This window comes from Spirillospora sp. NPDC029432 (genome assembly GCF_040703975.1).
In the GTDB taxonomy this organism is placed as follows: Bacteria; Actinomycetota; Actinomycetes; order Streptosporangiales; family Streptosporangiaceae; genus Spirillospora.
Genome location: NZ_JBEZWH010000006.1, coordinates 1 through 20,497, shown reverse-complemented (window position 1 = coordinate 20,497; position 20,497 = coordinate 1). Strand labels below are relative to the sequence as shown.

The window sequence follows — 20,497 nt, the reverse complement described above, 5'->3', positions numbered from 1 at the left end:
CCACTGTTCATGGACGGGGGAGAACGCCCGCCGCCTTGGCCTGTTCCAGCGCAGTCGCGCCCGGCGGCGCACCGGGCTTGCGAACCAGCACCTTCAGGTAGTGGTCCGGTTCCAGGCAGCGAGCGCCCTTGGCCGGCAGCCGCTCATGCCGGGCGACCTCGGTGCGGCCGTCATGGACGATCAGCTCTGAGGCGTGCGGCATCGCCCGAACCTTGCGGCCGATCAGCCGGGCCAACACCGAGTAGGGGTTGGTGCGCACCGTGATCCGACTGTAGCGATCGACGCGACACGACAGCAGCAGCCCTGTCTCGAACGGCTCCTCCGGCAGCGCCTTGAGCGCGGCTGCTCGATCGGGTGCCGGAGCGTCGGACATCTTGTCCGCCTTGCGCGGGGTCAAGCCGCGCCATCTGCTGCCCTGGTCGGAGCTGACAGAACGTGACGGACGACAAGCCGCCGGGACGGGGGCGCCGTTGGTGGCGTTGCGCCTGTCGCGACAACGGGGTGCGACGGCGTTGCTCGTGGTGGCCGGGCGCCATTGCGTCGAGGCCGAGTTGCCGGGAATGCTTCCCAAGAGTTGTTTGGGCCCTTATGATCCGATCACTCATCGCCGTGCGTGGCCGATAGAAAGGGTTGTGAGGGTATGAGCGACCAGGAGATACCAGGCCCGCAGCAGGCGGGTCCAGCAGAGGGAGGCGGGAGCCGCCTCGCCAGGAACAAGCTCGGGGTCGCGGGCATCGTCTTCTTCGTCGTCGCCGCGGCCGCACCCCTGGTGGGCATGACCGGCGCCGTCCCCATCGCCATCGTCGCCGGCAACGGCGCCGGGGCGCCCGGCGCCTACCTCGCCGTCGGGCTGGTCCTGCTGGTCTTCAGTGTCGGCTATTCCGCGATGAGCCACCGGGTGACCAACACCGGGGCGTTCTTCGCCTACGTCGGGCGGGGGCTCGGCATCGCGCCGGGTGTGGGATCGGCATTCGTCTCCCTGCTCGCCTACCTGGCGATCCAGCTCGCCGTCTACGGCTTCTTCGGCGCCACCATGGCCGGGCACATGAACGCCGAACTCGGCATCGACCTGGCCTGGTGGGCCTGGTCGCTCATCGCGTGGGCGCTGGTGACGGGCCTGTCGGCGCTCAGCGTCGACATCGGGGCCAAGGTGCTCGGCCTGCTCATGCTCCTCGAGGTGCTGGCGCTGGCAGTCGTGGCCGTCGCGGTGCTGCTCCGGGGCGGCGGCCCGGACGGCCTGTCGCTGGGCTCGTCGTTCTCGCCGGGCAGCGTCTTCGCGGGAGGCTTCGCGGGCTCGGCGGGCATCGCGCTGACCTTCGCCTTCGCGTCCTACATCGGGTTCGAGGCGACCGCCATCTACGGCGAGGAGACCAAGGATCCCAAGCGCAGCGTCCCCCGCGCGACCTACATCGCCGTCGCGCTGATCGCGCTGCTGTTCGCCTTCACCGCCTGGGCCGTCGTCAGCGGGCTGGGCAGCGGCAACGTGGCCGAGCGGGCCGCCGAGCTGTCCACCGTGGAAGGGACGCCGCTGGCCAACCCCGCCGCGGTGCTGTTCTTCGTCGCCGAGGAGTACGTCGGCGCCTGGCTGGCCACGGTGATGAGCTGGCTGGTGCTCTCCAGCCTCTTCGCGGGTCTGCTCGCCTTCCAGAACAGCGCGGCCCGCTACTTCTTCTCGATGTCGCGCGCCGGGGTGCTGCCCGCCATCCTCGGCCGGGTCAACGGACGCGGCGCGCCGGCGTACGGCACCGTCGCCGTCTCGGTGATCTCGCTGCTGGTCATCGTGCTGTTCCGGATCACCGACCGCGACCCGGTGGTGCACCTGTTCACCTGGTCCAGCGCCGTGGCCGTGCTGGCCATCGTGCTGGTCGAGGTGCTGGTCTCCGCCGCCGTGATCATGTACTTCCGGCGGCGGGGAGAGGCGGGCGGCTCGTGGAGCACCCTGATCGCGCCCGCCGTCTCCATCGTCGGCCTGGTGCTCGGGATCTACCTGCTCGTCTCCCGCTTCGGCCTGCTCGCCGGGACGGCGGCGGAGGGCGTCGACCCCGCGACCCAGGCGTGGGGCCTGTCGGCGCTGGGCTGGTTCCTGGTGGCGCTGCCCTTCATCGTCTTGGCGGTGGGGACGGTCATCGGCGCCGCTCGCCGTGCCAAGGAGGACTCGCGGGCGATGGCCGACCTGGTGAGCTGACGGCCGTTCCGGCTTGGGCCGGCCGGGTCAGCCACGGGGGCGGCGCCCTGAACGGCGGGGCGGCGGCGGGGACTCCGCGCGCAGCGCGGCCCGCCGCTCCTCACCCCCTTCTTCCAGGTGCTCGATGACGGTCCGGAGCGACTCGGTCAGCGCCTGGTTCTGCGAGCGCGAAAGCCGCTCGACCACGAACGCCTCCTCGGCATTGAACGCCGGGAACAGTTCCCTCATCAGCTCGTGGCCCTTGTCGGTGAGCCGCAGCAGGACGCGGCGCCCGTCGGTGGCGTGCGAGGCGCGCTCGAGGAGGCCGCGTCCCTCCAGGGTCCGGGCCACGCCGGTGAGCGTGCCCTTGGAGATGCCCGCCTCCTCGGCGACGTGCCGGGTCTCCATCTCCTCCCAGATCCACACCACCCACAGCACGACGAACGCCGTCCAGGTCAGGTCGGCGCCGCGCAGCACCGAAGCCTCGAAGTGCTGCCGGATCGCGGCGGCCGCGCGGTAGATGTTGGAAACCGCCATCATCGCGTCGTGGCGCACCGGGGCGCCGCTGAGCTGCCGCTCTATTGCCAGCTCGGTCTCTCGCAGAGTGTGATGGCCGGTCACGTTTCTTCCTCCCGATGACCGGCGCAGACCTCTTCCGGCCGGCTGCATGCGAATCTACCCCCGGTGCGACTCTGTTCGGCCCCATACGAAAATCTCCGGCGGATCTTGACAGTTCATTTGATCCCGAACATTCTGAGGTGGCGTGGCCGGTGGTGCCGAAGTGTCCCGCGTGGCCCCCTCCCGACGTTCCCTCGCAAGGAGCCGCAGATGCCGAGCAACCCGCTGAGCCGCCGCCGGATGCTGCAGGTCGCCGCGGCGGGCGCGGCCGGCGCCGCCGCCCTGCGACCCGGCGCGGCCGAGGCCGGGACGGGACGCGGCGGAGCGGCCGACCTGGTGCTGCACGGCGGCGTGATCGTCACCATGTCGCGCGCACGTCCCGTCGCCCAGGCCATCGCGATCAAGAACGGTGCCGTCATCAAGGTCGGCGACGACGCGTCCGTCCGGCGCCTCATCGGGCGCGGTACGGAGGCCGTCGATCTGCGCGGGCGGACCGTCCTGCCGGGGATCAACGACGGGCACCTGCACGGCGTGCGCACCGGGCTCGCGCTGCCGCCGTACAACATCGACGTCGGCGAGTCGGCGGCCACGTCCATCGCCGCGGCGGCGCAGCGGGTCGCGGAGGCGATCACGCAGGTGGCTCCCGGCGCGTGGATCCGCGGCAAGGGCTGGAACGACTCGGTCTTCGCCGAGGGACGGCCGCCGACCCGGCAGGACCTGGACCCCGTCTCGCCCGGCAACCCCGTCGCCCTGCTGGACTGGTCCAACCACCGGCTGTGGGTGAACAGCCGGGCCCTGGAACAGGCCGGGATCACCCGGAACACGCCCGACCCCGTCGGCGGCACCATCGTCCGGGACGGGTCGGGAGAGCCCACCGGGCTGCTTCTCGAGACCGCGATGGCCCTGGTCAACGCGCACATACCGGCCTTCACCGAGCAGGAGCAGGCCGACGCTCTCGAGAAGAACATCACGCTCCTGCTCGGCCACGGCATCACCAGCTACACCGAGCCCGGCATCGGCGCCGTCGCCCAGAAGATCTACGCGGAAAAGGCCCGTGCGGGGGCCCTCAGGGTCAGGGTGACCGCGCTGCTCAACAGGGCCGACGACGGCTACCCGGTGTCGGTCGACCAGACACGGGAGATCCTGGAGGCTTACCGTCCCCTGACCGATGTGGAGACGCGCTGGTTCTCCATCGCCGGGGTGAAGCTGCGGGCCGACGGCGTCCCGATCGCCAGCCGGACGGCGTGGATGCACGAGCCCTACGTCGGTGGCGGACGGGGAAGCCTGCTGATGGAGGGCGCGACCGACCAGGAGAAGGTCGCCGAGCTCACGGAGATGGTCGCCCTCGTGCACCGGGCGGGCCTGCAGATCGGTACCCACAGCACGGGGGACGCGGCCATCGACGCGGTGACCGCGGCGTACGGGAAGGCGATCCGCTCCCGGCGCCGCGGAGACCCGCGCCACTACGTCATCCACGGCGACTTCGCGCTGCCCGGAGCGCTTCGTTCCCTCGCCGGGCACGGCTGCGGGGTGAACTTCAACCCGAACATCAAGCACCTGATCGCCGATTCGCAACCCGAGGTCGTGGGCGCCGACCGGGCGGCGTACCAGACGCCCTACCGCTCGGCGTTGCGCGCCGGAGTGAAGGTCACCAGCGCCTCGGACTCGCCTAACGTGGCTCCCGACTGGCGGCAGGGACTGGAGACCGCGCTGCTCCGCGAAGGGACCTCCGGCGCGGTCTCGGGCCCGGACGAGCGGATCGGCCTGCACGAGGCCCTCCGCACCTACACCACGTCCGCCGCCTGGCAGGACCACGCCGAGAGCTGGAAGGGCGAGCTGTCCCCGGGAATGGCGGCCGACCTGTGCGTCCTGGACGGGCGCCTGGTCGACGAGCGCGGCCGGTCGGCGGGCGACCCGCACGAGATCTCCGGCATCCCCGTGGCGCTGACCGTGGTGGACGGCCGGGTCGCCTACGACGCCTCCGACAGCGCCGCCCGCGCGGCCGTCTCCGCCGCGCGCGGCGTGACCTGGGCGACGAAGCCCAACCCCGCCCACATGTGCGGCTCCTGCTGACGATCGGAAGGCACCGATGGACACTCCGCGTTTCGTGCTCGTGCTGAGCGAGAACTGGACGATGACCAGCGGCCGGCACCTGCCCGTGCTGGTCCGCTGGGCACGGGAGGCCGAGGACGCCGGGTTCGACGCCGTCATGGTCAGCGAGCACATCGTCCTCGGCCCGGACGCGGGCGCCGACGGTGTCATGGGCAATCCGCGGGAGTACGCGCTGCCCGGTAACCAGGATCCGCGTACGCCGTGGCCGTCCTCGCTGATGCTCCTGGCGGCGATCGCATCGGTCACCTCCCGGCTGAGGCTGGCCGCGGCCGCGGTGATCGCCCCGCTGCGGCACCCGCTCGCGCTCGCCCGCGACCTCGGCACCCTCGACCTGCTCTCGGAGGGACGCCTCATCGTCCAGCCCACGGTGAGCTGGAGCCGGGACGAGTACGCCGCCCTGGGCGTGCCCTTCGAGCACCGGGGCGCCCTGCTGGACGAGCACCTGGAGATCTGGAGCCGGCTCTGGCAGGGCTCCCCGGTCTCCTACCAGGGGAGGCACTACGCCTTCGAGGACGTGTACCTCGAACCACGCGCCCACCGGCCCGACGGTCCCCGCATGTGGTTCGGCGGACAGACGCTGCACGACCGGATGCTGGACCGCCTGGTGCGCTACGGCCACGGGTTCCACCCCTTGGGCAGGCCCGCACCCGAGGAACTCGCCCGGCTGCGGTCGGCCATGGGCGGCGCGGGCCGCGACGTGACCGGACTGGAAATGATCGGCGGAACCCGTCCCACCTTCCCCGACGACCGCTCCTGCGCGCCGCTGGATGCCGCGCTGGAAAGCATCCCGGCGCAGCTCGCCGAAGGATTCACCACGTTCTGCATCAAGCCTTCGCAGTTCATCGACGACCCGGACGGCGTCGGAGCCTTCTGCCGCGAGGTCATCAGGCGTACCGGCGCCCTGCTCGGCTCCTGAGAGCCGGGCCCGAAAAAGGAGCGGGGGAGGAGCGTCAATCATGCGAGCACTCGTCATCCAGCATGATCACGAGACGGAGCCGGGACATGTCGGGGCCCGGCTGACCGAGCGCGGGTACGATCTCGCCGCCGTGACGGTCGTGCCCGAGTCCAGGTACCACGCGCCGGACGTGCGGTTCGACTTCCCCGATGCCGCCAGGCGGGCCGGCCTGCTGGTGGACGGCTTCCTCGACCACCTGGCGTGCTCGGGGCTCTCCAGCACCGAGCCACGAGCCGCCGGCTAGTCGCCGTCTCCTTCGGCTCTGCGCAGCCGCAGCAGGGAGCGCAGCTCCTCCAGGGCGGCGTCGGTGACCTCGGGCTCGTCGAAGACGAGCTGGTGCAGGACGAGACCTTCCAGCGCGGCGAAGACCAGCCGGGCCAGGGGGCGGTCCGCGCCGTCCGAGCTGATGCGGGCCAGCTCGCGTTCCGTGGCCTCGAAGTACTCGTCGTACAGCTCGCGGATCTGCGGCAGGAGCTCCGGGCGGCGGCGTGATTCCAGCAGCAGCTCGTACTGGAACGCCTGGATGTCGGGGTCGGCGGTGACCATCGCCGACAGCCCGGCGGAGAAGTCCGCCGGGTCGCCGGTCCCAGGCTCGACCGCGCTGGTGCGCAGGCTGGTGCGGATGGAATGGGCCAGCGCCGCGGCGACCAGCGCGTCGCGCGAGCCGAAATGATGGACGACCAGCCCGTGGGCGGCCCCGGCCTCCGCCGCGACCGCCCGGTAGGTGAGCTTGCGCAGGCCGCCCCGGGCGACGACCCGCACGGCCGCGTTGAGCAGCGCCTCGCGGCCTTCCCCGTAGTTCATGCGCTTGCGGGGCGGGCGGGCCTGAGGGATCTCGGCGGAGTCGGCCATGACCACGCAACCTATCTGCCCGTCCGCGGGCGGTGGCACCGCGTCAGCGCTTGGGCGGGCGGATGCCGCGGAACTCCCAGTCGCCGCCGAGCGCGGTGGAGACGACCTCTTCGGACTCGGTGGGCTGGGCACCAACGTCGGCGCGGATGGGCGTCGGCCCGGTGACGATGTGGTTGGTCAGGCGTCCCAGGCCCTCGACCTCCACTTCGACGACGTCACCAGGCCGCACGGGACGGGAGTTGGCCGGGGTGCCGGACAGCAGGACGTCGCCCGGGTGGAGCGTGATGGTGCGGGCGATGTCGGCGACGAGGTAATGCATGTCCCACTTCATCTCGTCGGTCGAGCCGTCCTGCACCACCTCGCCGTTGACGTACGTCCGCAGGCGCTTGCCGTGGAAGTCCCAGTCGGTGACCAGCCCAGGGCCCAGCGGGCAGAGGGTGTCGGAGCCCTTCACACGGAGCATGGAGCCGGCGTCGGTGTCGCGGAAGTCGTGGAGGCCGTAGTCGTTGGCCACGGTGTAGCCCGCGATGTACGTCCCCGCCTCGTCCGGGGAGATGTTCCGGGCGGTCCTGCCGATGACGATGCCGACCTCGCCCTCGTAGTTGAGCCACTTGCAGCCCTCGGGGCGGACGACGGCGCCCTTGTGGGAGTTGAGAGACGAGATGGGCTTGTGGAAGTAGGTGGGCGCGGGGGGAAGCTTGGCGTGGAACTCCTCGACGCGGCTGCGGTGGTTGAGGTGGACGGCGATGACCTTCGTCGGCCGGACCGGGGGCAGGTGCCGCGCGTCGTCGGCCTTGACGCGCCGTCCGTCACCGGCGACGAGTTCATCGCCGTCCCGGACGACCTGTACGGTGGCGCCGTCCAGGAGGATGCGGCGGTATTCGGGCATGTCAGGCCTCCTGTGGCCGGCTGGGCGGAGATGCGGGCGGTGAATCGGGCGCGGATGCGGCAGGGGTCGTGCCGGTCCAGCCGCGGGCCGGGCGGTCGAACCAGACGTGGGCCTGGCCGGTGCCGACGGAGTTCTCGTACTCGCCGTACTGGCGGCCCGTTGCGGTGCAGGCGTCCTCGCCGAGGGCGCCGGCCATCATCAGGTAGTGGAAGAACTTCGCCTCGGGCTTGTGCTTCCAGAACTCGTCCATCGTCTGGAGCACCCTGTCGTGACGGCCTTCCTTGAGCCAGGCGATGCGCCGCAGGTCGGCCTCGCGCGCCTCGGGGGTGAAGATGTGGGCGGGGTCGCTGGCCTCGTGGTCGCGCAGCTCGCGCAGCGGCCAGAAGGTGTGGGACAGGGCGCCGGACGCGATGAGCAGAACCCTTCGCCCGGGTGTCGCCGCGATGCCGTCGGCCAGGGCCCGGCCGAGGCGGAGATGATCCTCCATGTCGCCGGTCTGGCAGACGCCGATGCTCACCCAGCGCTTGTCCGGCAGGCCTTCACCGAGGTACTTCCACAGGTTGAGGGTGGCGTAGTAGATCGGCAGGTACTCGTCATCGATCGCGGTGATCCAGGTGCCGTGCGCGTCGGCGAACGAGGCGATGTTGTGGGCGAGCTCGGGGTCGCCGGGGAAGTCGTACGGCATCCTGCACATGCCCCGCGGCAGTTCCTCGGACGTGAACAGGCCCGCCCGCCGCCGCTGGGCCGTCACGACGAACTCGACGGTGGTGGCCCAGTGCGAGTCCAGCACGACGACGGTGTCATAGCCGTCGCGCTCGAAGACGTCCTCGCGCAGCTGCCGGAGCCCGGTGACGAGAGTGATCTCCTTGCCCTCGTTGAGCTCCCGCCGCTCGTCCTCGGGCAGGACGATGGTGGGGACGTGGGCGAGCAGACCCGCCCCGACGATCTCACCCATGGGACTGCCCGCTCCGCGGCGCGGTCACGGTGTTCTTCAGGTCGCAGTAGAAGTCGAAGCTCCAGTCGCCGCCCTCGCGCCCGACACCGGATTCGCGGGAGCCTCCGAAGGGCGCGCGGAGGTCGCGGACGAAGAAGCAGTTGACCCAGACCGTGCCCGCCACGAGCCGCGCGGTGACGCGCCCGGCGCGCTCGGGGTCCCCGGTGGCGACGGTGGCGGCGAGGCCGAAGCGCGTGTCGTTGGCCAGGGCGACGGCCTCCTCCTCGGTCGCGAACGTCTGCAGGGTCAGGACGGGGCCGAAGACCTCCTCCTGGACGATCTCGCTGTCCTGGGCCGCGCCGGTGAGGAGGGTGGGGCGGTAGTACAGGCCGCCCAGGTCGGTGTTTGGCCCCCCGCCGATGACGGCGCGCGCACCGGCGGCGAGGGCGCGCCGCACGAAGCCGTCGATCTTCTCCATCTGGCGGGAGTGGACGTTGGGCCCGATGTCGGTGGCCTCGTCCCGGGGGTCGCCCTGCCGGAGCGCGGCGGCCTTGTCGACGAAGCGGCGCGTGAACTCGTCGGCGACCGTTTCCTCGATGAGGATCCGGGTGGCGGCGAGGCAGACCTGCCCGGCGTTGTCGTACTGCTCCACCGCGAGGTCGACGGCGAGGTCGAGGTCGGCGTCCGCGAAGACCAGCAGCGGCGACTTGCCGCCGAGTTCGAGGCTGAGCGGGGTGAGGTTGGCCGCCGCCGACGCGGCGATGCGCCGGGCCGTCGGCACCGATCCGGTGAAGCTGATCCGGCGTACGTCCGGGTTCGAGGTGAGGGCGTCACCGATCTCGGTGCCGAGCCCCTGCACCACGTTGAGCACCCCGGCCGGGAGGCCGGCCTCGGCGGTGATGCCGGCCAGCAGTGAGGCGGTCAGCGGGGACCACTCGGCGGGTTTGAGGACGACCGTGTTCCCGGCGGCCAGGGCGGGGGCGACCTTCCACGTGGCCAGCATCAGCGGGGCGTTCCACGGGGTGATGAGCAGGCTGGGGCCCGCCGGGTCCCAGCTGACGTGGTTGGTGTGACCACGGGTCTCGAAATCCTCGTGGCCGAGGTCCAGCAGCCGGTCCGCGAAGAACCGGAAATTGTGCGCGACGCGGGGCATCACACCACGGCGGTGCGAGCGGAGGAGGGCGCCGTTGTCGTGGGTCTCGACGATCGCGAGGTCTTCGAGGCGCTTCTCCACGCCGTCGGCGATGGCGCGGAGCAGGCGGGCACGTTCGGGACGCGGTGTCGCGGCCCAGCCCGGGAAGGCGGTCTTCGCGGCGGCCACGGCGGCGGCCGCCTCGTCCGCGGTGCCCCGGGAGATCTGCCCGAGGACGCTCCCGTCGATGGGGGAGACGTCGCTGAACGTCTCGGCGGACGCCACGCGCCGCCCGCCGATCCAGTGCCGGGTGTCGACGGCGACCCCGGCCACGGTGGTGATGTGCTCGGTCATGTCCGGCTTCCCAATCTCGTCGACAGCGTCGGGGTCACTGGTCGTTCCGGGTGCGCGACTCCAGCAGGCGGCCGCCGTCCCAGACGACCCCGACCTGGCGGTAGTAGGCGGCGATCGGCTCGCGGACCTCCAGGCGGGACAGCTCCTCGGTGGGGGCCTCGAACAGTTCCAGTTCCGCGTCCCCGGTCCACGGCCGCCCGCCCTCGAAGGACGCGGCGCCCGATTCGATCAGCTCGTCCAGGGCGAGCCCGCCGCCCTTCTCGATGGCGGGCAGCCAGCGGTGGTGCGCCATGGGGTGGCCGTTGACGAAGCCGTTGGTCTCCGCGGGCTCGCGCAAGGTGATCACCGCCTGGGCCAGGCGCCGGTCGGCGGCGGCGAGGGTCGCTCCGAAGCGTGCCCCCGCCTCGATCCTGGGGGCGGGGCCGAACGGGTGCGGCCGGGTCTGGTGGATCGAGCCGAGCTTCTTCGGGTACCCCTGGTGCAGCCCGCGGGCGATCGCGAAGTCCTTGTCGACCCAGATGTAGACGCACCGCGAGTAGGTACGTCCCTCGTAGGTGCAGCGGACGACCACGAACGCCTCCTTGTACTGGGCGCGCACGGGGTCCAGCAGCTCCTCCTTACCGGCCGCGCAGGACTGCCAGTCGGCCCAGATCAGCGCGACGGCTCCCGGGTCCTCGTCTGCGAGCTCCAGAGGCTCGGGCAGCAGTTCGCGCACCCGGGCGGGGTCGGTGCGGTACTCGACGGTGAGGAGATCCCCGGAGTAGAGCCAGGGCGGGGAGGGGATCAGCGACGATGCGCCGCTGGCCGTCTTGGGGACGAAGAAGCCTTGGAGGCCGGTCATGACGTTCATCCTTACGCCGCGAGGGTGGGTTGCTTGAGCAACTGGGCGCGGTAGCGGGCGGCCGCGGCGGTGGCCTTGGGGCCGCCGAGGGCGACCACTCCGGCCAGCCGGCCGCCGTGGTGGTGGCCGACGAGGACGTCGCCGCCGGGGTCGCCGTCCAGGACCCGCACGTCGTCCTTGCCGAGGAACGGGGCGCCGAAGGACTGCAGCCGGAAGTCGTGCTGGTCGCTCCAGAAGCTCGGCAGCGGCGCGAAGGCGCCCGGGTCGCTCCCGGTGCCCATGAGATGGGAGACGAGCACCTTCGCGGCGTGCTTGGCGGTGTCGGTGGGGATGGACCAGTGCTCGACCCGGCGTGGTACCCCGTCGTAGCGGGCGTTGGGGAAGCGGGCGACGTCGCCGACCGCGACGACATGCGGGAGGCCGCCGGCGCGGAGCCGTTCGTCGGTGCGCACGCCGTCGGTCAGGTCGAGCCCGTTGCCCTCCAGCCATTCGGTGTTGGCGACCGACCCGACCGACTCCACGACCACGTCGGCCTGGACGACGCGTCCATCGTCCAGGGCGACCCCTGTGACGCGGTCGGTGCCCTCGAAACCGGTGACACCGGTGCCCAGGGCGAACCGCACCCCGCGCTCCTGGTGCCGCCTGAGCAGTGCGCGGCCCAGGAGTTCGCCGAGCGGCGCCACCATGGGCAGGGGAAGCGGATCGACGACGGTCACCTCGGTGACACCGAGCCCGATGGCCGTGGCGGCGACCTCACAGCCGATGAAACCGGCACCGGCCACGACGACGCGGGCACCGGGCCGGGCCAGCGCCTCGCGCAGGTCCCGGGCGTCGGCGATGGTGCGGACGGTGTGCCGGCCGGCGAGCGGTCCCGCGCAGCGCAGCCGCCGCGGCCGCATGCCGGTGGCCACGACCAGCCCGTCGAAGGCCATCTCCTCGCCGCCGTCCAGGACGATGACCCGGTCGGCCAGGCGAGCGGAGGTGACGCGGGTGCCGAGCCGCCACCGCACATCGGCGATGCCGGCCTTCGGTCTGAAGGCCAGGGAGTCGAACGGTGCCTTGCCCGCCAGCACCTCTTTGGACAGCGGAGGCCGGTTGTAGGGCATGTGCGGCTCGTCCCCGATGACGGTGATCGATCCGGTCCACCCGGCGGCGCGCAGCTGCTCGGCCGCGCGCAGCCCTCCCAGGGACGCGCCGGCGACGACGATGTGTCCGGGCACGGTGGTCAGCCCTCGATCTGGATGGCCTGGAGCGGGCAGACGTCCGCGGCCTCCTCTACTTCCTGGCGCAGGGCGTCATCGGGGTCGGGAACGTAGACCAGCCGCCCGCCGTCGTCCATCCGGAAGACGTCGGGCGCCGCGAACACGCACTGCCCGTGGTCCTGGCACTTGTTCATGTCGACGACGACCTTCATGGCCGGTCCTCCCAGAGGTGTCGGGGCGGAGATGGCGGGGCGGCGTGGCTCGCCGGTCGCCACGGCTCCGGCCGGTTCGGCCAGGGAGCCGCGCGACGGCTAATCGTTTGGCCTCAAACAAGATATCGGGGTGCCGTCATGCGGGTCAAGACTTGTCCGGCTGGACAATTTCGCTCCGACCCCTTGCGGCGGGACGTGCGGGGTTCATACCGTTTGACGCCAAATGACAGTAGGGTCTCCGCCGGCCCCGCTGCCGACCCCCCACTCGCCACCTCGCATCCGCCCAAGGAGAAAACGGTGAGCGCTTCCGTGTCCCCCCAACTCCGACAGCATCTGGATCTGCTCGCCGCCGAGGGCATCGATGTGGTCCGCGTGACCTACCCCGATCTCATCGGCACGGACCGTGCCCGCGACGTCCTGCTGGAGCACATGCCGTCGGCCTGCGAGCACGGGCTCGCCTTCTGCCGCGCCGTCTACCACACCAGCCCGCAGGGCGACGTGGTGGCGGTCCCCGGCGGCCTGGACGCGGGACTGCCCGACATCTGCGTACGCCCCGACCTCGACACCCTGGTCACGCTCCCGTGGGAGCCCGGCGTCGCGTCCTGCCTGGGGGAGGTCACCGACCCTGCGACCGGCGCGACCGCCCCCGAATCGCCCCGTGACCTGCTGCGCGCAGTCCTCGCCCGGTGCGCGGAGCATGGCCTGCGCCCCGTGGTGGGACCGGAACTGGAGTACTTCCTGTGCGAGGCGGACCCGGCGTCGGCCACCGGCTGGCGCAGGTACACCGACGCCCCCGGCAGCGTCTACACCGCCGGCCTGCGCGCGGACCCCGACAACCACCTGCTGCGCACGCTGCGCGCGCTCCGCGATCTCGGCATCGGAGCCAGCACCGGCAACCACGAGTTCGACAGCGCCCAGTTCGAGATCAACCTCGTCCACTCCGGCGCCCTGGACGCCGCCGACCGCGCCTTCCGGTTCAAGACCGCCGTCAAGGAACTGGCACGCAAGGAGGGCAGGCTGGCCACCTTCATGGCCAAGCCGTTCAACGACGGCGGCGGTTCCGGCTTCCACCTGCACTTGTCCGGGGAGGACGACGCGGGCGGCAACGCCTTCGACGACGCATCGGAACCGTACGGCCTGTCCGGCACCGCGCGGCACGCGGTGGCAGGCATCCTCGCGCATGCCCCCGCCCTGGCCGCGCTGCTCAACCCGACCGTCAACTCCTACAAGCGCTTCGGTCCCGACACCCTCGCGCCCTGGCTGATCGACTGGGGCCTGGACAACCGCAGCGCCATGCTCCGCGTCCCGCCCGAGCGCGGATCGGCGGCACGCCTCGAACTGCGCCTGGGGGACGCCAGCGCCAACCCGTACCTGGCGATCGCCGGAACCGCCGCCGCGGCGCTGCTGGGCGTCCTGGCCGGGGAGGAGCCACCGGCACCGCTGGAGGGCTACGGCTACGACCCCGCCAGGTCGGCCGTGCTCCCCATGAGCCTCCCCGCCGCGCTGGACGCCCTGGAGGCGGACACGGCGCTCACCGACGTCCTCGGCAAGGACTTCACCACATCATTCCTCACCTACAAGCGCGACGAGGTCGAGCGCTTCCAGCGGTTCGTCACCGACTGGGAGTTCACCGAGTACGCCTACCACCTGTGACGCCGAGGAGCCTGTCATGAGCACCCACCCGCCCGCCGCGAAGGCGGCGGTGAACGAGCCCCTCCCGCTGGAGGACATCGACCTCGCCGACCTCGACAACTTCACCGACGGTGTCACGCCGTGGCGCATGCTCCACACGCTCCGCCACCAGGACCCGGTCCACTGGCAGCCCGAGGAGGCCCCCAACTCCGGCTTCTGGGCGGTGACCCGGCACGCCGACATCGTCCGTGTCGACCGCGACGCCGAGACCTTCACCTCCACCAAGTTCGTCAACCTCGAAGAGGTCGACGACGACCAGATCGCCAAGCGCGCCTCCATCCTGGAACTCGACGGCGTCCGGCACCGCGCACTGCGCAGCCTGATCCAGCGGCAGTTCGGCGCGTCCGTGATCAACGGGTACACCGACTTCCTGCGCGGTCTCACCGTGCGGACCCTCGACGCCGCCCTCGCCAAGGGCGCCTTCGACTTCGTCGCCGACGTCTCCGCGGACTTCCCCATCAACGTCCTCGCGCGCCTCCTGGACGTGCCGCCGGACGACAACCAGAAGCTCATCGACTGGGGCAACCGCATCATCGGCCACACCGACCCCGACTACGCCGACGTCCTGCTGAACAGCGAGGAGAGCGAGAAGTACCGCGACCTGCCCTTCCGCTCGCCCGCGTCCCTCGAAGTGTTCGAGTACGGCCGCGAGCTCGCCCGGCAGCGGCGCGGCGGCGACGGCACCGACCTGATCTCCAGGCTCGTCAACACGACGCCGCGCGACGGGATCCCGCTGTCCCCGCGGGACTTCGACAACTACTTCCTGCTGCTGGTCGTGGCCGGCAACGAGACCACCCGGCACACCATCTCGCATTCCATGCTGGCCCTGATCGAGCACCCCGACCAGCTCGCGCGGCTCCAGGAGGATCCCTCCCTCATCCCGGCCGCGGTCGAGGAGTTCCTGCGCTGGGCCACCCCGGTCTACCACTTCCGCCGCACCGCGACCCGCGACGTCGAGCTCGGCGGCAAGGAGGTCAAGGAGGGCGACAAGGTCGTCATGTGGTTCGCCTCGGGCAACCGGGACGAGGAGGTCTTCGGCAACCCGTACGACTTCGACGTCACCCGCAAGAACAACGACCACGTCACCTTCGGGAAGGGCAGCCCGCACCTCTGCCTGGGCAACCTGCTCGCCCGCACCGAGATCCGGATCATGTTCGAGGAGCTGATCCCGCGCCTGGCCGGCATCAGGCTGGCCGGCGAGGTGCCCCGGGTCCGCTCCAACTTCGTCAACGGCATCAAGAAACTCCCGGTCGAAGTCACCCTCGCCTGAGGGCCAGCCTGCGGTGCCGACGGCCACCTTCGCGGTGGTCTCCGTCGGCGTGCGCTCCTTCGTCAGCCGGCGCGCCGGGGCCGGTGAACGGCCCCGGAAAGGGTTCGGATCGGCCCTTGGCAGGCTTCATTTGATCCCGTACGATCTTGCCAGCTTATCGTGCGGGCCCAAACGAATTGGGTCGTCCGGCATTGGAGCCGCCCATGGCACCCCACGGCGTCATCGCCCTCCCCTCCACTCGCAACCCGTGAGCCGCCGTCCGCCGCGCCGGCGCGGCTCACGGCCGGCGGACGTTCCCGTAGGCCGATTCCCCGTCGGTGTATCGAGTTCGAAAGGACGTCCATGTCTGACAAGCACATGACAACCCGCCGCTCCGTGATCAAGGGCGGTGGTGCCGCGCTGGCCGCGCTCGGGGTGTCGTCGCTGGGCCTGCCGCACGCGCAGGCCCTGGCCAAGCCGGGCCCGGCGGACCTCGTCCTCTACAACGGCAAGGTGCTCACCCTCGACCGCCACTTCCGCGTGGCGGAGGCGGTCGCGATCAAGAACGGCGTCATCGTGCACGTCGGGACGTCCGCGTCGGTGAAGCATCTCGTCGGTGCGGGCACCGACGTGGTCGACCTCAAGGGCCGTACCGCGATGCCGGGCGTCAACGACTCCCACCTGCACGCGGTGAGCTGGGGACTGAGCAGGCCGCCGTTCAGCCTCGACGTGGGCTACCCAACCGTCGACTCGATCGCCGACATCGCCGCGTCCGTCGCCCAGGCGGTCGAGGCCGCCGGGCCCGGTACATGGATCCGCGGCCGCGGCTGGGACCCGCAGTACCTCGGTGAGGGCCGTAAGCCGACCAGGCAGGACCTGGACGCGGTCTCCCCGAACAACCCCGTCTACCTGACCGAATGGTCCGGCCATGCCGCATGGGTCAACTCCGAGGCCCTGCGCATCGCCGGTGTCACCAGGGACACGGTGCCGCCGGCGGGCGGCCAGATCGTCAAAGATGCCGACGGGGAGCCGACCGGCCTCCTCCTGGAGACCGCCGCGGGCCTGGTCGGCGGAAAGGTGCCGCCGCACACCCTTGAGGAGCAGGCCGCAGCCGCGGAGCTTGCCGCGCGAATGATGCCGGCCGAGGGCATCACCAGCTACACCGACCCGGGTTCGTCACCCGCGCTCATCACCGCGGTCGCCGGCCTGGTGGACGCGGGGAGGATTCCGGTGCGCGTCAGCATGATGCTGAGCGGCTCCTCGCCGGAGAGCCTGCGAGCGAACCTGGAGGCATTCGAGCGGCCCGACGTCGACCCCCGCCGCTTCACGGCGAACCAGGTCAAGATCTTCGCCGACGGCATCCCGACCATCAACAAGACCGCGTGGCTGTTCGAGGAGTACGTGGGGGGCGGGCACGGCGGCCTGACCCTGCCGGGAAGCACCCCGCAGGAGCAGGTCGCGACGCTCGAAGAACTGGTCCGGATGGCGCACACGGCCGGATTCCAGATCGGGACGCACGCGACCGGCGACCGGACGATCGACGCGGTCATCACGGCGTACGAGCGCCAGCACCGCACCAACCCGCAGGCCGTCAACCCGCGGCACTACATCATCCACGGCGACCTGGCCCGGCCCTCGGACCTGGCCCGGATGGCCAGGGCGAGCATCGGCGGGAACTTCAACCCGAACATCAAGTGGGTGCTGGCCGACGCCCAGATCGAATCGATCGGGATGGAACGGGCCGCTTACGAGTGGCCGTACGCCACGGCGCTCAGGTCGGGGGTGAGAGTGGCCAGCGCCTCGGACGCCCCGGTCGTCTACCCGGACTTCCGGCAGGGCCTGGAGACGATGGTCCGCCGCGAAGGGCGGTTGTCGGGCCGCGTCTACGGCCCGGGAGAGCGCATCAGCCTGGACAAGGCGATCGCCACCTACACGCGTACCGGCGCCTGGCAGGACCACGCGGAGTCCTGGAAGGGGCAGCTCGCCAAGGGCTACGCCGGCGACATCGTCGTCCTCGACGGCGATGTGCACGCCGCCGACACCGCCGAGATCTCGGACATGTCGGTCGCGATGACCGTCGTCGGCGGCACGGTGGCCTACGACGAGGGCTCCAGCGACGTCAAGAGGGCGGCGGCCGCGGCCCGCGGCGCCAGCTGGGTCAAGCGCCACGCCCCGATGAACGAGTGCGGCCACGGCACGAGTCACAAGCACTGAGACACGTCCTCGCTGAGCGGCGGAACGAGGCGTGGCCGGACGGGGTCCTGTCCGGCCACACCTCGCAAGACCGCCCGGATCAGGCGCCCGGCGCCAATGGCGGTGAACGGCGGGACGAGGGGTTCTGACGATCGGCCAACGGATGGACTGTAAGGAGCATGAGGAGTGTGACGCCGGCACGACGAAACGGTCAAGGTCCAGTTGAGAGCGCTGCGCATCCTCCGCGAGGCCCGGGACCCGTACGGTGAGTGCACCGCACTGCTCCACGCATTCGCCCGGTACCTCATGGGTGACTTCGACGCAGACCACCCGGCCGCGACGGTGGACGTTCAGGCCGCCGTGACCGTGTTCCTGAAGGAGCTCGAGAGCCGCGAACTGGAACTGCTCTTGGAGTCACTGCAGGAGGCCATGAGTGCCCGGTGGGAGTCCATGACACCTCCTACCTTTGACGAACACCAGGTTCCGACGCGTCCAAGCAGAGGGCGCAGGGGTGTTCCGCCGAGTCGCGTGTCTGCGGATGCCGGGGGCGCCTTCAGGTCCGTGTCTTGGCTCTGGGGCTGGATCCGGGCGAGGAGTTCCTGCTTCTTGGCTTCGAACTCTTCGGTGGTGACGATGCCGGCGTCGCGGAGTCGGCCGAGTTGTTTGAGAAGTTCCATGGCGCGTTCTGGTGTCAGGGGCTCGTCGGCAGACTGAGGGCTACCGTCGCCGTCGCTTGCGGGTGCGGGAGGCGCCTGCGTCGCAGCGGCGAGGGCCGGGGTCGGTGGCAGGACGGTCCCCGGGATGGCTTGTGGCATGGGTCCGGGCGTCTCGTACCAGTGCACGTTGAGGTTCTGCTGTTCGGCGAGCTGCCGCTGGTGCGGCGTGAGCGTTCGGGGCTGGTGCCCGTCATCGCCGTTAGGTGTGGTTCCAGTTGAGGGAGCCCGTGAGCTGGGAGGTCGTTGGCTGGGTTGCGCTCTTTTCAAAACCCCATGGCATGGAGGTCGCGCATGTCGTCGGCTGTGAGTTCTCCCTCCTCCAGGCCCGCATAGCGGCGACATCCCGAACGGGTGCGGGGCAGGTTGCGGCCGTCGAGGATGGCGACGAAGTCCCACCAGCGCCAGGCGCTGTGGTCCAACTCGGCCAGGACGCGTACGGCCCGTTGCTGCGCCGGGAGCAGGTCCTCGAACGGTGGCAAGGGCCGCAGCACCCGGTTCCCGAACGTCAGGCGCAGCGCGGCCAGTGCGATCGGGTAGGCATGGGTTCCTGAGCTTCGCGACAGACCGTCCAGGACGGCATCGACCGCCGCCGCAGGCACTGCGCCGTCCAGGCCCAACAGCACCAACGACGCGTACCCGCGCAGGTTCCCGTCCATGAAGCAGACCAGAGGGTCATTGGTCTGGGGCAGGTGGGTGCCCGCGAACGCCAGCAGCGTCGTCACCTCAGGGGTGAGCGCTCCCAGGTTCGCCAGCGCGATGGCGGCGGCGCAGCGGGTCAAGGGCTCGGAGCCGCGGAGGAACTGCTGCAGCCGTGGGACCAGGGCGCGGGACGGCAGCAGCCCGGCCGAGATGATCGCGTTCACCGCGACACCCGGGACGTCCTCGGTGTCCAGCAGCATGGCCAGGAGCGGGCCCGACTCCGCGGCCTGTTCGGGGAACCAGCCCAGCGCGTACGCGGCTGCTGCCCGAAGCGCCGGGTCGCCGTCCCCGAGCAGGTCCCGGATCACCCCGATCCCGGCGCCGACGGCGTCGTAGGCGGCCAGACCGGCCCCGACGCGCAGACGCTCGGCCGCGACGCTGAAGATCTCCCACTGCGACGCGCGCCAGCGACGTTCGTCCTGGTCGGCGGCCATGGTGATCCAGTGCTCGAAGTGGCGGCGCTGCTCGTGCTCGGTGATCCCGGCCTGCATCCGTGCGATCTCGGCCCGCCAGTGCGCGATGTCCAGGCCGCCGGGCAGTGACTCTTCCTCGTCGCCGATCGCGAGGATGACCAGCAGGTGGATGATCCGGTCCCGTTGCGGGGTGGTGGGATCGGCGGCCAGCGCCAGCAGGAATGGCACCGTGGACGCGGCCGCGACATACCGTTCGCCCTGGTGGAAAAGGATGTCGCAGAGCTTCTGCAGAGCCTGCCCGCGCGCAGCCGAAGCGTCCGAGCGCAGCGCCCGCAGCCACTCGGGGATCTGCTCGGCGGGGCTGTGGGCCGGCAGGTTCGCCCAGTCGACGGCGTCCGCCCCCGCCAGAGGATCTTCGTTGATCACGGGCCCTGAGTATCGCATGCAGGGCGACTCACATCGCACCACGTGATCGAGAGGCCATTCAAAGGAGCGGCACCCATCGCTGTTTGCCGAGTCGGCCGATCAACTGGATCTGCGGGTGAACGGCAGCGTCTGCCCGGGACCTGCGGCGGCTTATGCGGAGCAGGGGCCTGGATCGCCGCGCAGGGTGTGCAGGACGGCGTCCTCCTCGGCGGCGTCACGCAGCAGGAGAGGGCCCTGGGTGAGTGGATGCAGGGTGGCGCGGGCGGCGGCATGTGGCTCTGGCCACAGCGCGGCGTCAACGCGTCGGTGAACCAGCCCCCCGGGGCTGGTTCGTGGTGGTGTCGGTGTTGTGAGTGCCGGGGGTCAGGCTGCGGGTGGGGTGATGTGCCCGGTCGATCCGGCATGACCGGTCGGTGATTACGCCCAGGCGGGATCACGGCCGGTCAGGCCGAGGATGCGGTCCAGGGCGGGTGCGTCGGCCGGCACCGCGACCTGCGGTCCGTACATGCCCATCTCCCGCCCCTGCTCCACGCTGGCTAACACCGTGTCGTGCAGATGTGCCAGCAGGTCGGCGGGCAATTGCAGGCGCTGCCCGGTGGCGACTGCCAGGTCCCAGGCGTGCATCGCCAGCTCGCCGGTGATCATGTCGCCCAGGACGGGCGCGGGCAGCGTGTGCGGTGTGCCCATGCTCGTCTCGCCCTCCCAGGCGCTCGGCGGCGCCCACGACGAGGTGATGTCGTCCAGCAGCACGAGCAGGCGGCCGCGCCAGTCGCCGGCCGCCAGGTCGACACCGGACTCGGCGGCCGCCGGCTGCGGAACGGACTCCTTGCGGCCGCCGCCGGCG

19 protein-coding genes are annotated in these 20,497 nt (G+C 71.1%); 7 read left to right on the top strand and 12 right to left on the bottom strand.

Annotation, left to right across the window (positions count from 1 at the left end):
• Window positions 1-7 precede the first annotated feature (7 nt).
• Window positions 8-397, bottom strand: coding sequence for a hypothetical protein (locus tag AB0881_RS06365; protein WP_366614723.1), 390 nt, complete (start codon window positions 395-397; stop codon window positions 8-10).
• Window positions 398-640: 243 nt separating this feature from the next.
• Between AB0881_RS06365 and AB0881_RS06360 the strand changes: the two genes are divergently transcribed.
• Window positions 641-2,185, top strand: coding sequence for an APC family permease (locus AB0881_RS06360; protein WP_366614721.1), 1,545 nt, complete (start codon window positions 641-643; stop codon window positions 2,183-2,185).
• A 27-nt stretch (window positions 2,186-2,212) separates the two neighbouring features.
• Here AB0881_RS06360 and AB0881_RS06355 read toward each other — a convergent pair whose 3' ends face one another.
• Window positions 2,213-2,785 carry a MarR family transcriptional regulator gene (locus tag AB0881_RS06355; protein WP_366614720.1) on the bottom strand — a complete coding sequence of 191 codons (573 nt, stop codon included), beginning with the start codon at window positions 2,783-2,785 and terminating at the stop codon, window positions 2,213-2,215.
• Between the two features lie 207 nt (window positions 2,786-2,992).
• Here AB0881_RS06355 and AB0881_RS06350 point away from each other — a divergent pair, with 207 nt between their 5' ends.
• From AB0881_RS06350 to AB0881_RS06340, 3 genes are read left to right on the top strand one after another with little or no spacing between them, the layout of a single operon-like run.
• Window positions 2,993-4,855 carry an amidohydrolase gene (locus tag AB0881_RS06350; protein ID WP_366614718.1) on the top strand — a complete coding sequence of 621 codons (1,863 nt, stop codon included), beginning with the start codon at window positions 2,993-2,995 and terminating at the stop codon, window positions 4,853-4,855.
• Window positions 4,856-4,871: 16 nt separating this feature from the next.
• Entirely contained in the window at window positions 4,872-5,810 is a 939-nt protein-coding gene (locus AB0881_RS06345; RefSeq protein ID WP_366614717.1) for a TIGR03619 family F420-dependent LLM class oxidoreductase, read from the top strand.
• Window positions 5,811-5,850: 40 nt separating this feature from the next.
• Window positions 5,851-6,093 carry a hypothetical protein gene (locus tag AB0881_RS06340; RefSeq protein WP_366614715.1) on the top strand — a complete coding sequence of 81 codons (243 nt, stop codon included), beginning with the start codon at window positions 5,851-5,853 and terminating at the stop codon, window positions 6,091-6,093.
• Here AB0881_RS06340 and AB0881_RS06335 read toward each other — a convergent pair.
• From AB0881_RS06335 to AB0881_RS06305, 7 genes are read right to left on the bottom strand one after another with little or no spacing between them, the layout of a single operon-like run.
• Window positions 6,090-6,701: a TetR family transcriptional regulator gene (locus tag AB0881_RS06335; protein ID WP_366614714.1), complete on the bottom strand. Its 612-nt coding sequence runs from the start codon at window positions 6,699-6,701 to the stop codon at window positions 6,090-6,092. The two genes, AB0881_RS06340 and AB0881_RS06335, sit on opposite strands and share 4 nt — an antisense overlap.
• Before the next feature lie 43 nt (window positions 6,702-6,744).
• Window positions 6,745-7,590, bottom strand: coding sequence for a fumarylacetoacetate hydrolase family protein (locus tag AB0881_RS06330; protein ID WP_366614713.1), 846 nt, complete (start codon window positions 7,588-7,590; stop codon window positions 6,745-6,747).
• A gap of 1 nt (window position 7,591) precedes the next feature.
• Entirely contained in the window at window positions 7,592-8,545 is a 954-nt protein-coding gene (locus AB0881_RS06325) for a 3,4-dihydroxyphenylacetate 2,3-dioxygenase (protein ID WP_366614711.1), read from the bottom strand.
• Window positions 8,538-10,010, bottom strand: coding sequence for an aldehyde dehydrogenase (locus AB0881_RS06320; RefSeq protein ID WP_366614709.1), 1,473 nt, complete (start codon window positions 10,008-10,010; stop codon window positions 8,538-8,540). The genes AB0881_RS06325 and AB0881_RS06320 overlap by 8 nt, the downstream gene beginning before the upstream one ends.
• Window positions 10,011-10,044: 34 nt before the next feature.
• Window positions 10,045-10,851: an acetoacetate decarboxylase family protein gene (locus AB0881_RS06315; RefSeq protein WP_366614708.1), complete on the bottom strand. Its 807-nt coding sequence runs from the start codon at window positions 10,849-10,851 to the stop codon at window positions 10,045-10,047.
• 11 nt (window positions 10,852-10,862) lie between these two features.
• Window positions 10,863-12,071, bottom strand: a complete 1,209-nt coding sequence (locus AB0881_RS06310; RefSeq protein WP_366614707.1) for an FAD/NAD(P)-binding oxidoreductase — start codon at window positions 12,069-12,071, stop codon at window positions 10,863-10,865.
• A gap of 5 nt (window positions 12,072-12,076) precedes the next feature.
• Window positions 12,077-12,265, bottom strand: a complete 189-nt coding sequence (locus AB0881_RS06305; RefSeq protein ID WP_366614706.1) for a ferredoxin — start codon at window positions 12,263-12,265, stop codon at window positions 12,077-12,079.
• Window positions 12,266-12,562: 297 nt separating this feature from the next.
• Between AB0881_RS06305 and AB0881_RS06300 the strand changes: the two genes are divergently transcribed.
• From AB0881_RS06300 to AB0881_RS06290, 3 genes are all read left to right on the top strand, one after another.
• Entirely contained in the window at window positions 12,563-13,918 is a 1,356-nt protein-coding gene (locus AB0881_RS06300; protein ID WP_366614704.1) for a glutamine synthetase family protein, read from the top strand.
• Window positions 13,919-13,934: 16 nt separating this feature from the next.
• Window positions 13,935-15,227 (top strand): cytochrome P450, encoded by a 1,293-nt coding sequence (locus AB0881_RS06295; protein WP_366614702.1) that lies wholly within the window; start codon window positions 13,935-13,937, stop codon window positions 15,225-15,227.
• A gap of 342 nt (window positions 15,228-15,569) precedes the next feature.
• Entirely contained in the window at window positions 15,570-17,420 is a 1,851-nt protein-coding gene (locus tag AB0881_RS06290) for an amidohydrolase (RefSeq protein WP_366614701.1), read from the top strand.
• A 329-nt stretch (window positions 17,421-17,749) separates the two neighbouring features.
• Here AB0881_RS06290 and AB0881_RS06285 read toward each other — a convergent pair whose 3' ends face one another.
• The 3 genes from AB0881_RS06285 to AB0881_RS06275 all read right to left on the bottom strand — a co-directional run.
• Window positions 17,750-18,076 carry an SHOCT domain-containing protein gene (locus AB0881_RS06285; RefSeq protein ID WP_366614700.1) on the bottom strand — a complete coding sequence of 109 codons (327 nt, stop codon included), beginning with the start codon at window positions 18,074-18,076 and terminating at the stop codon, window positions 17,750-17,752.
• A gap of 302 nt (window positions 18,077-18,378) precedes the next feature.
• A complete protein-coding gene (locus AB0881_RS06280; protein ID WP_366614698.1) occupies window positions 18,379-19,653 on the bottom strand; it encodes a HEAT repeat domain-containing protein in 1,275 nt (424 codons plus the stop codon).
• A gap of 417 nt (window positions 19,654-20,070) precedes the next feature.
• The coding region (locus tag AB0881_RS06275; RefSeq protein ID WP_366614697.1) for a TIGR03086 family metal-binding protein at window positions 20,071-20,497 on the bottom strand (427 nt) is incomplete at its 5' end.

Excerpts from the sequence above, each read along its gene's own strand:
- AB0881_RS06360 (WP_366614721.1), top strand. The coding sequence starts at position 641 with ATGAGCGACCAGGAGATACCAGGCCCGCAGCAGGCGGGTCCAGCAGAG.
- AB0881_RS06350 (WP_366614718.1), top strand. The coding sequence starts at position 2,993 with ATGCCGAGCAACCCGCTGAGCCGCCGCCGGATGCTGCAGGTCGCCGCG.
- AB0881_RS06345 (WP_366614717.1), top strand. The coding sequence starts at position 4,872 with ATGGACACTCCGCGTTTCGTGCTCGTGCTGAGCGAGAACTGGACGATG.
- AB0881_RS06340 (WP_366614715.1), top strand. The coding sequence starts at position 5,851 with ATGCGAGCACTCGTCATCCAGCATGATCACGAGACGGAGCCGGGACAT.
- AB0881_RS06335 (WP_366614714.1), bottom strand. The coding sequence starts at position 6,701 with ATGGCCGACTCCGCCGAGATCCCTCAGGCCCGCCCGCCCCGCAAGCGC.
- AB0881_RS06330 (WP_366614713.1), bottom strand. The coding sequence starts at position 7,590 with ATGCCCGAATACCGCCGCATCCTCCTGGACGGCGCCACCGTACAGGTC.
- AB0881_RS06325 (WP_366614711.1), bottom strand. The coding sequence starts at position 8,545 with ATGGGTGAGATCGTCGGGGCGGGTCTGCTCGCCCACGTCCCCACCATC.
- AB0881_RS06320 (WP_366614709.1), bottom strand. The coding sequence starts at position 10,010 with ATGACCGAGCACATCACCACCGTGGCCGGGGTCGCCGTCGACACCCGG.
- AB0881_RS06315 (WP_366614708.1), bottom strand. The coding sequence starts at position 10,851 with ATGACCGGCCTCCAAGGCTTCTTCGTCCCCAAGACGGCCAGCGGCGCA.
- AB0881_RS06305 (WP_366614706.1), bottom strand. The coding sequence starts at position 12,265 with ATGAAGGTCGTCGTCGACATGAACAAGTGCCAGGACCACGGGCAGTGC.
- AB0881_RS06295 (WP_366614702.1), top strand. The coding sequence starts at position 13,935 with ATGAGCACCCACCCGCCCGCCGCGAAGGCGGCGGTGAACGAGCCCCTC.
- AB0881_RS06290 (WP_366614701.1), top strand. The coding sequence starts at position 15,570 with ATGTCTGACAAGCACATGACAACCCGCCGCTCCGTGATCAAGGGCGGT.
- AB0881_RS06285 (WP_366614700.1), bottom strand. The coding sequence starts at position 18,076 with ATGGAACTTCTCAAACAACTCGGCCGACTCCGCGACGCCGGCATCGTC.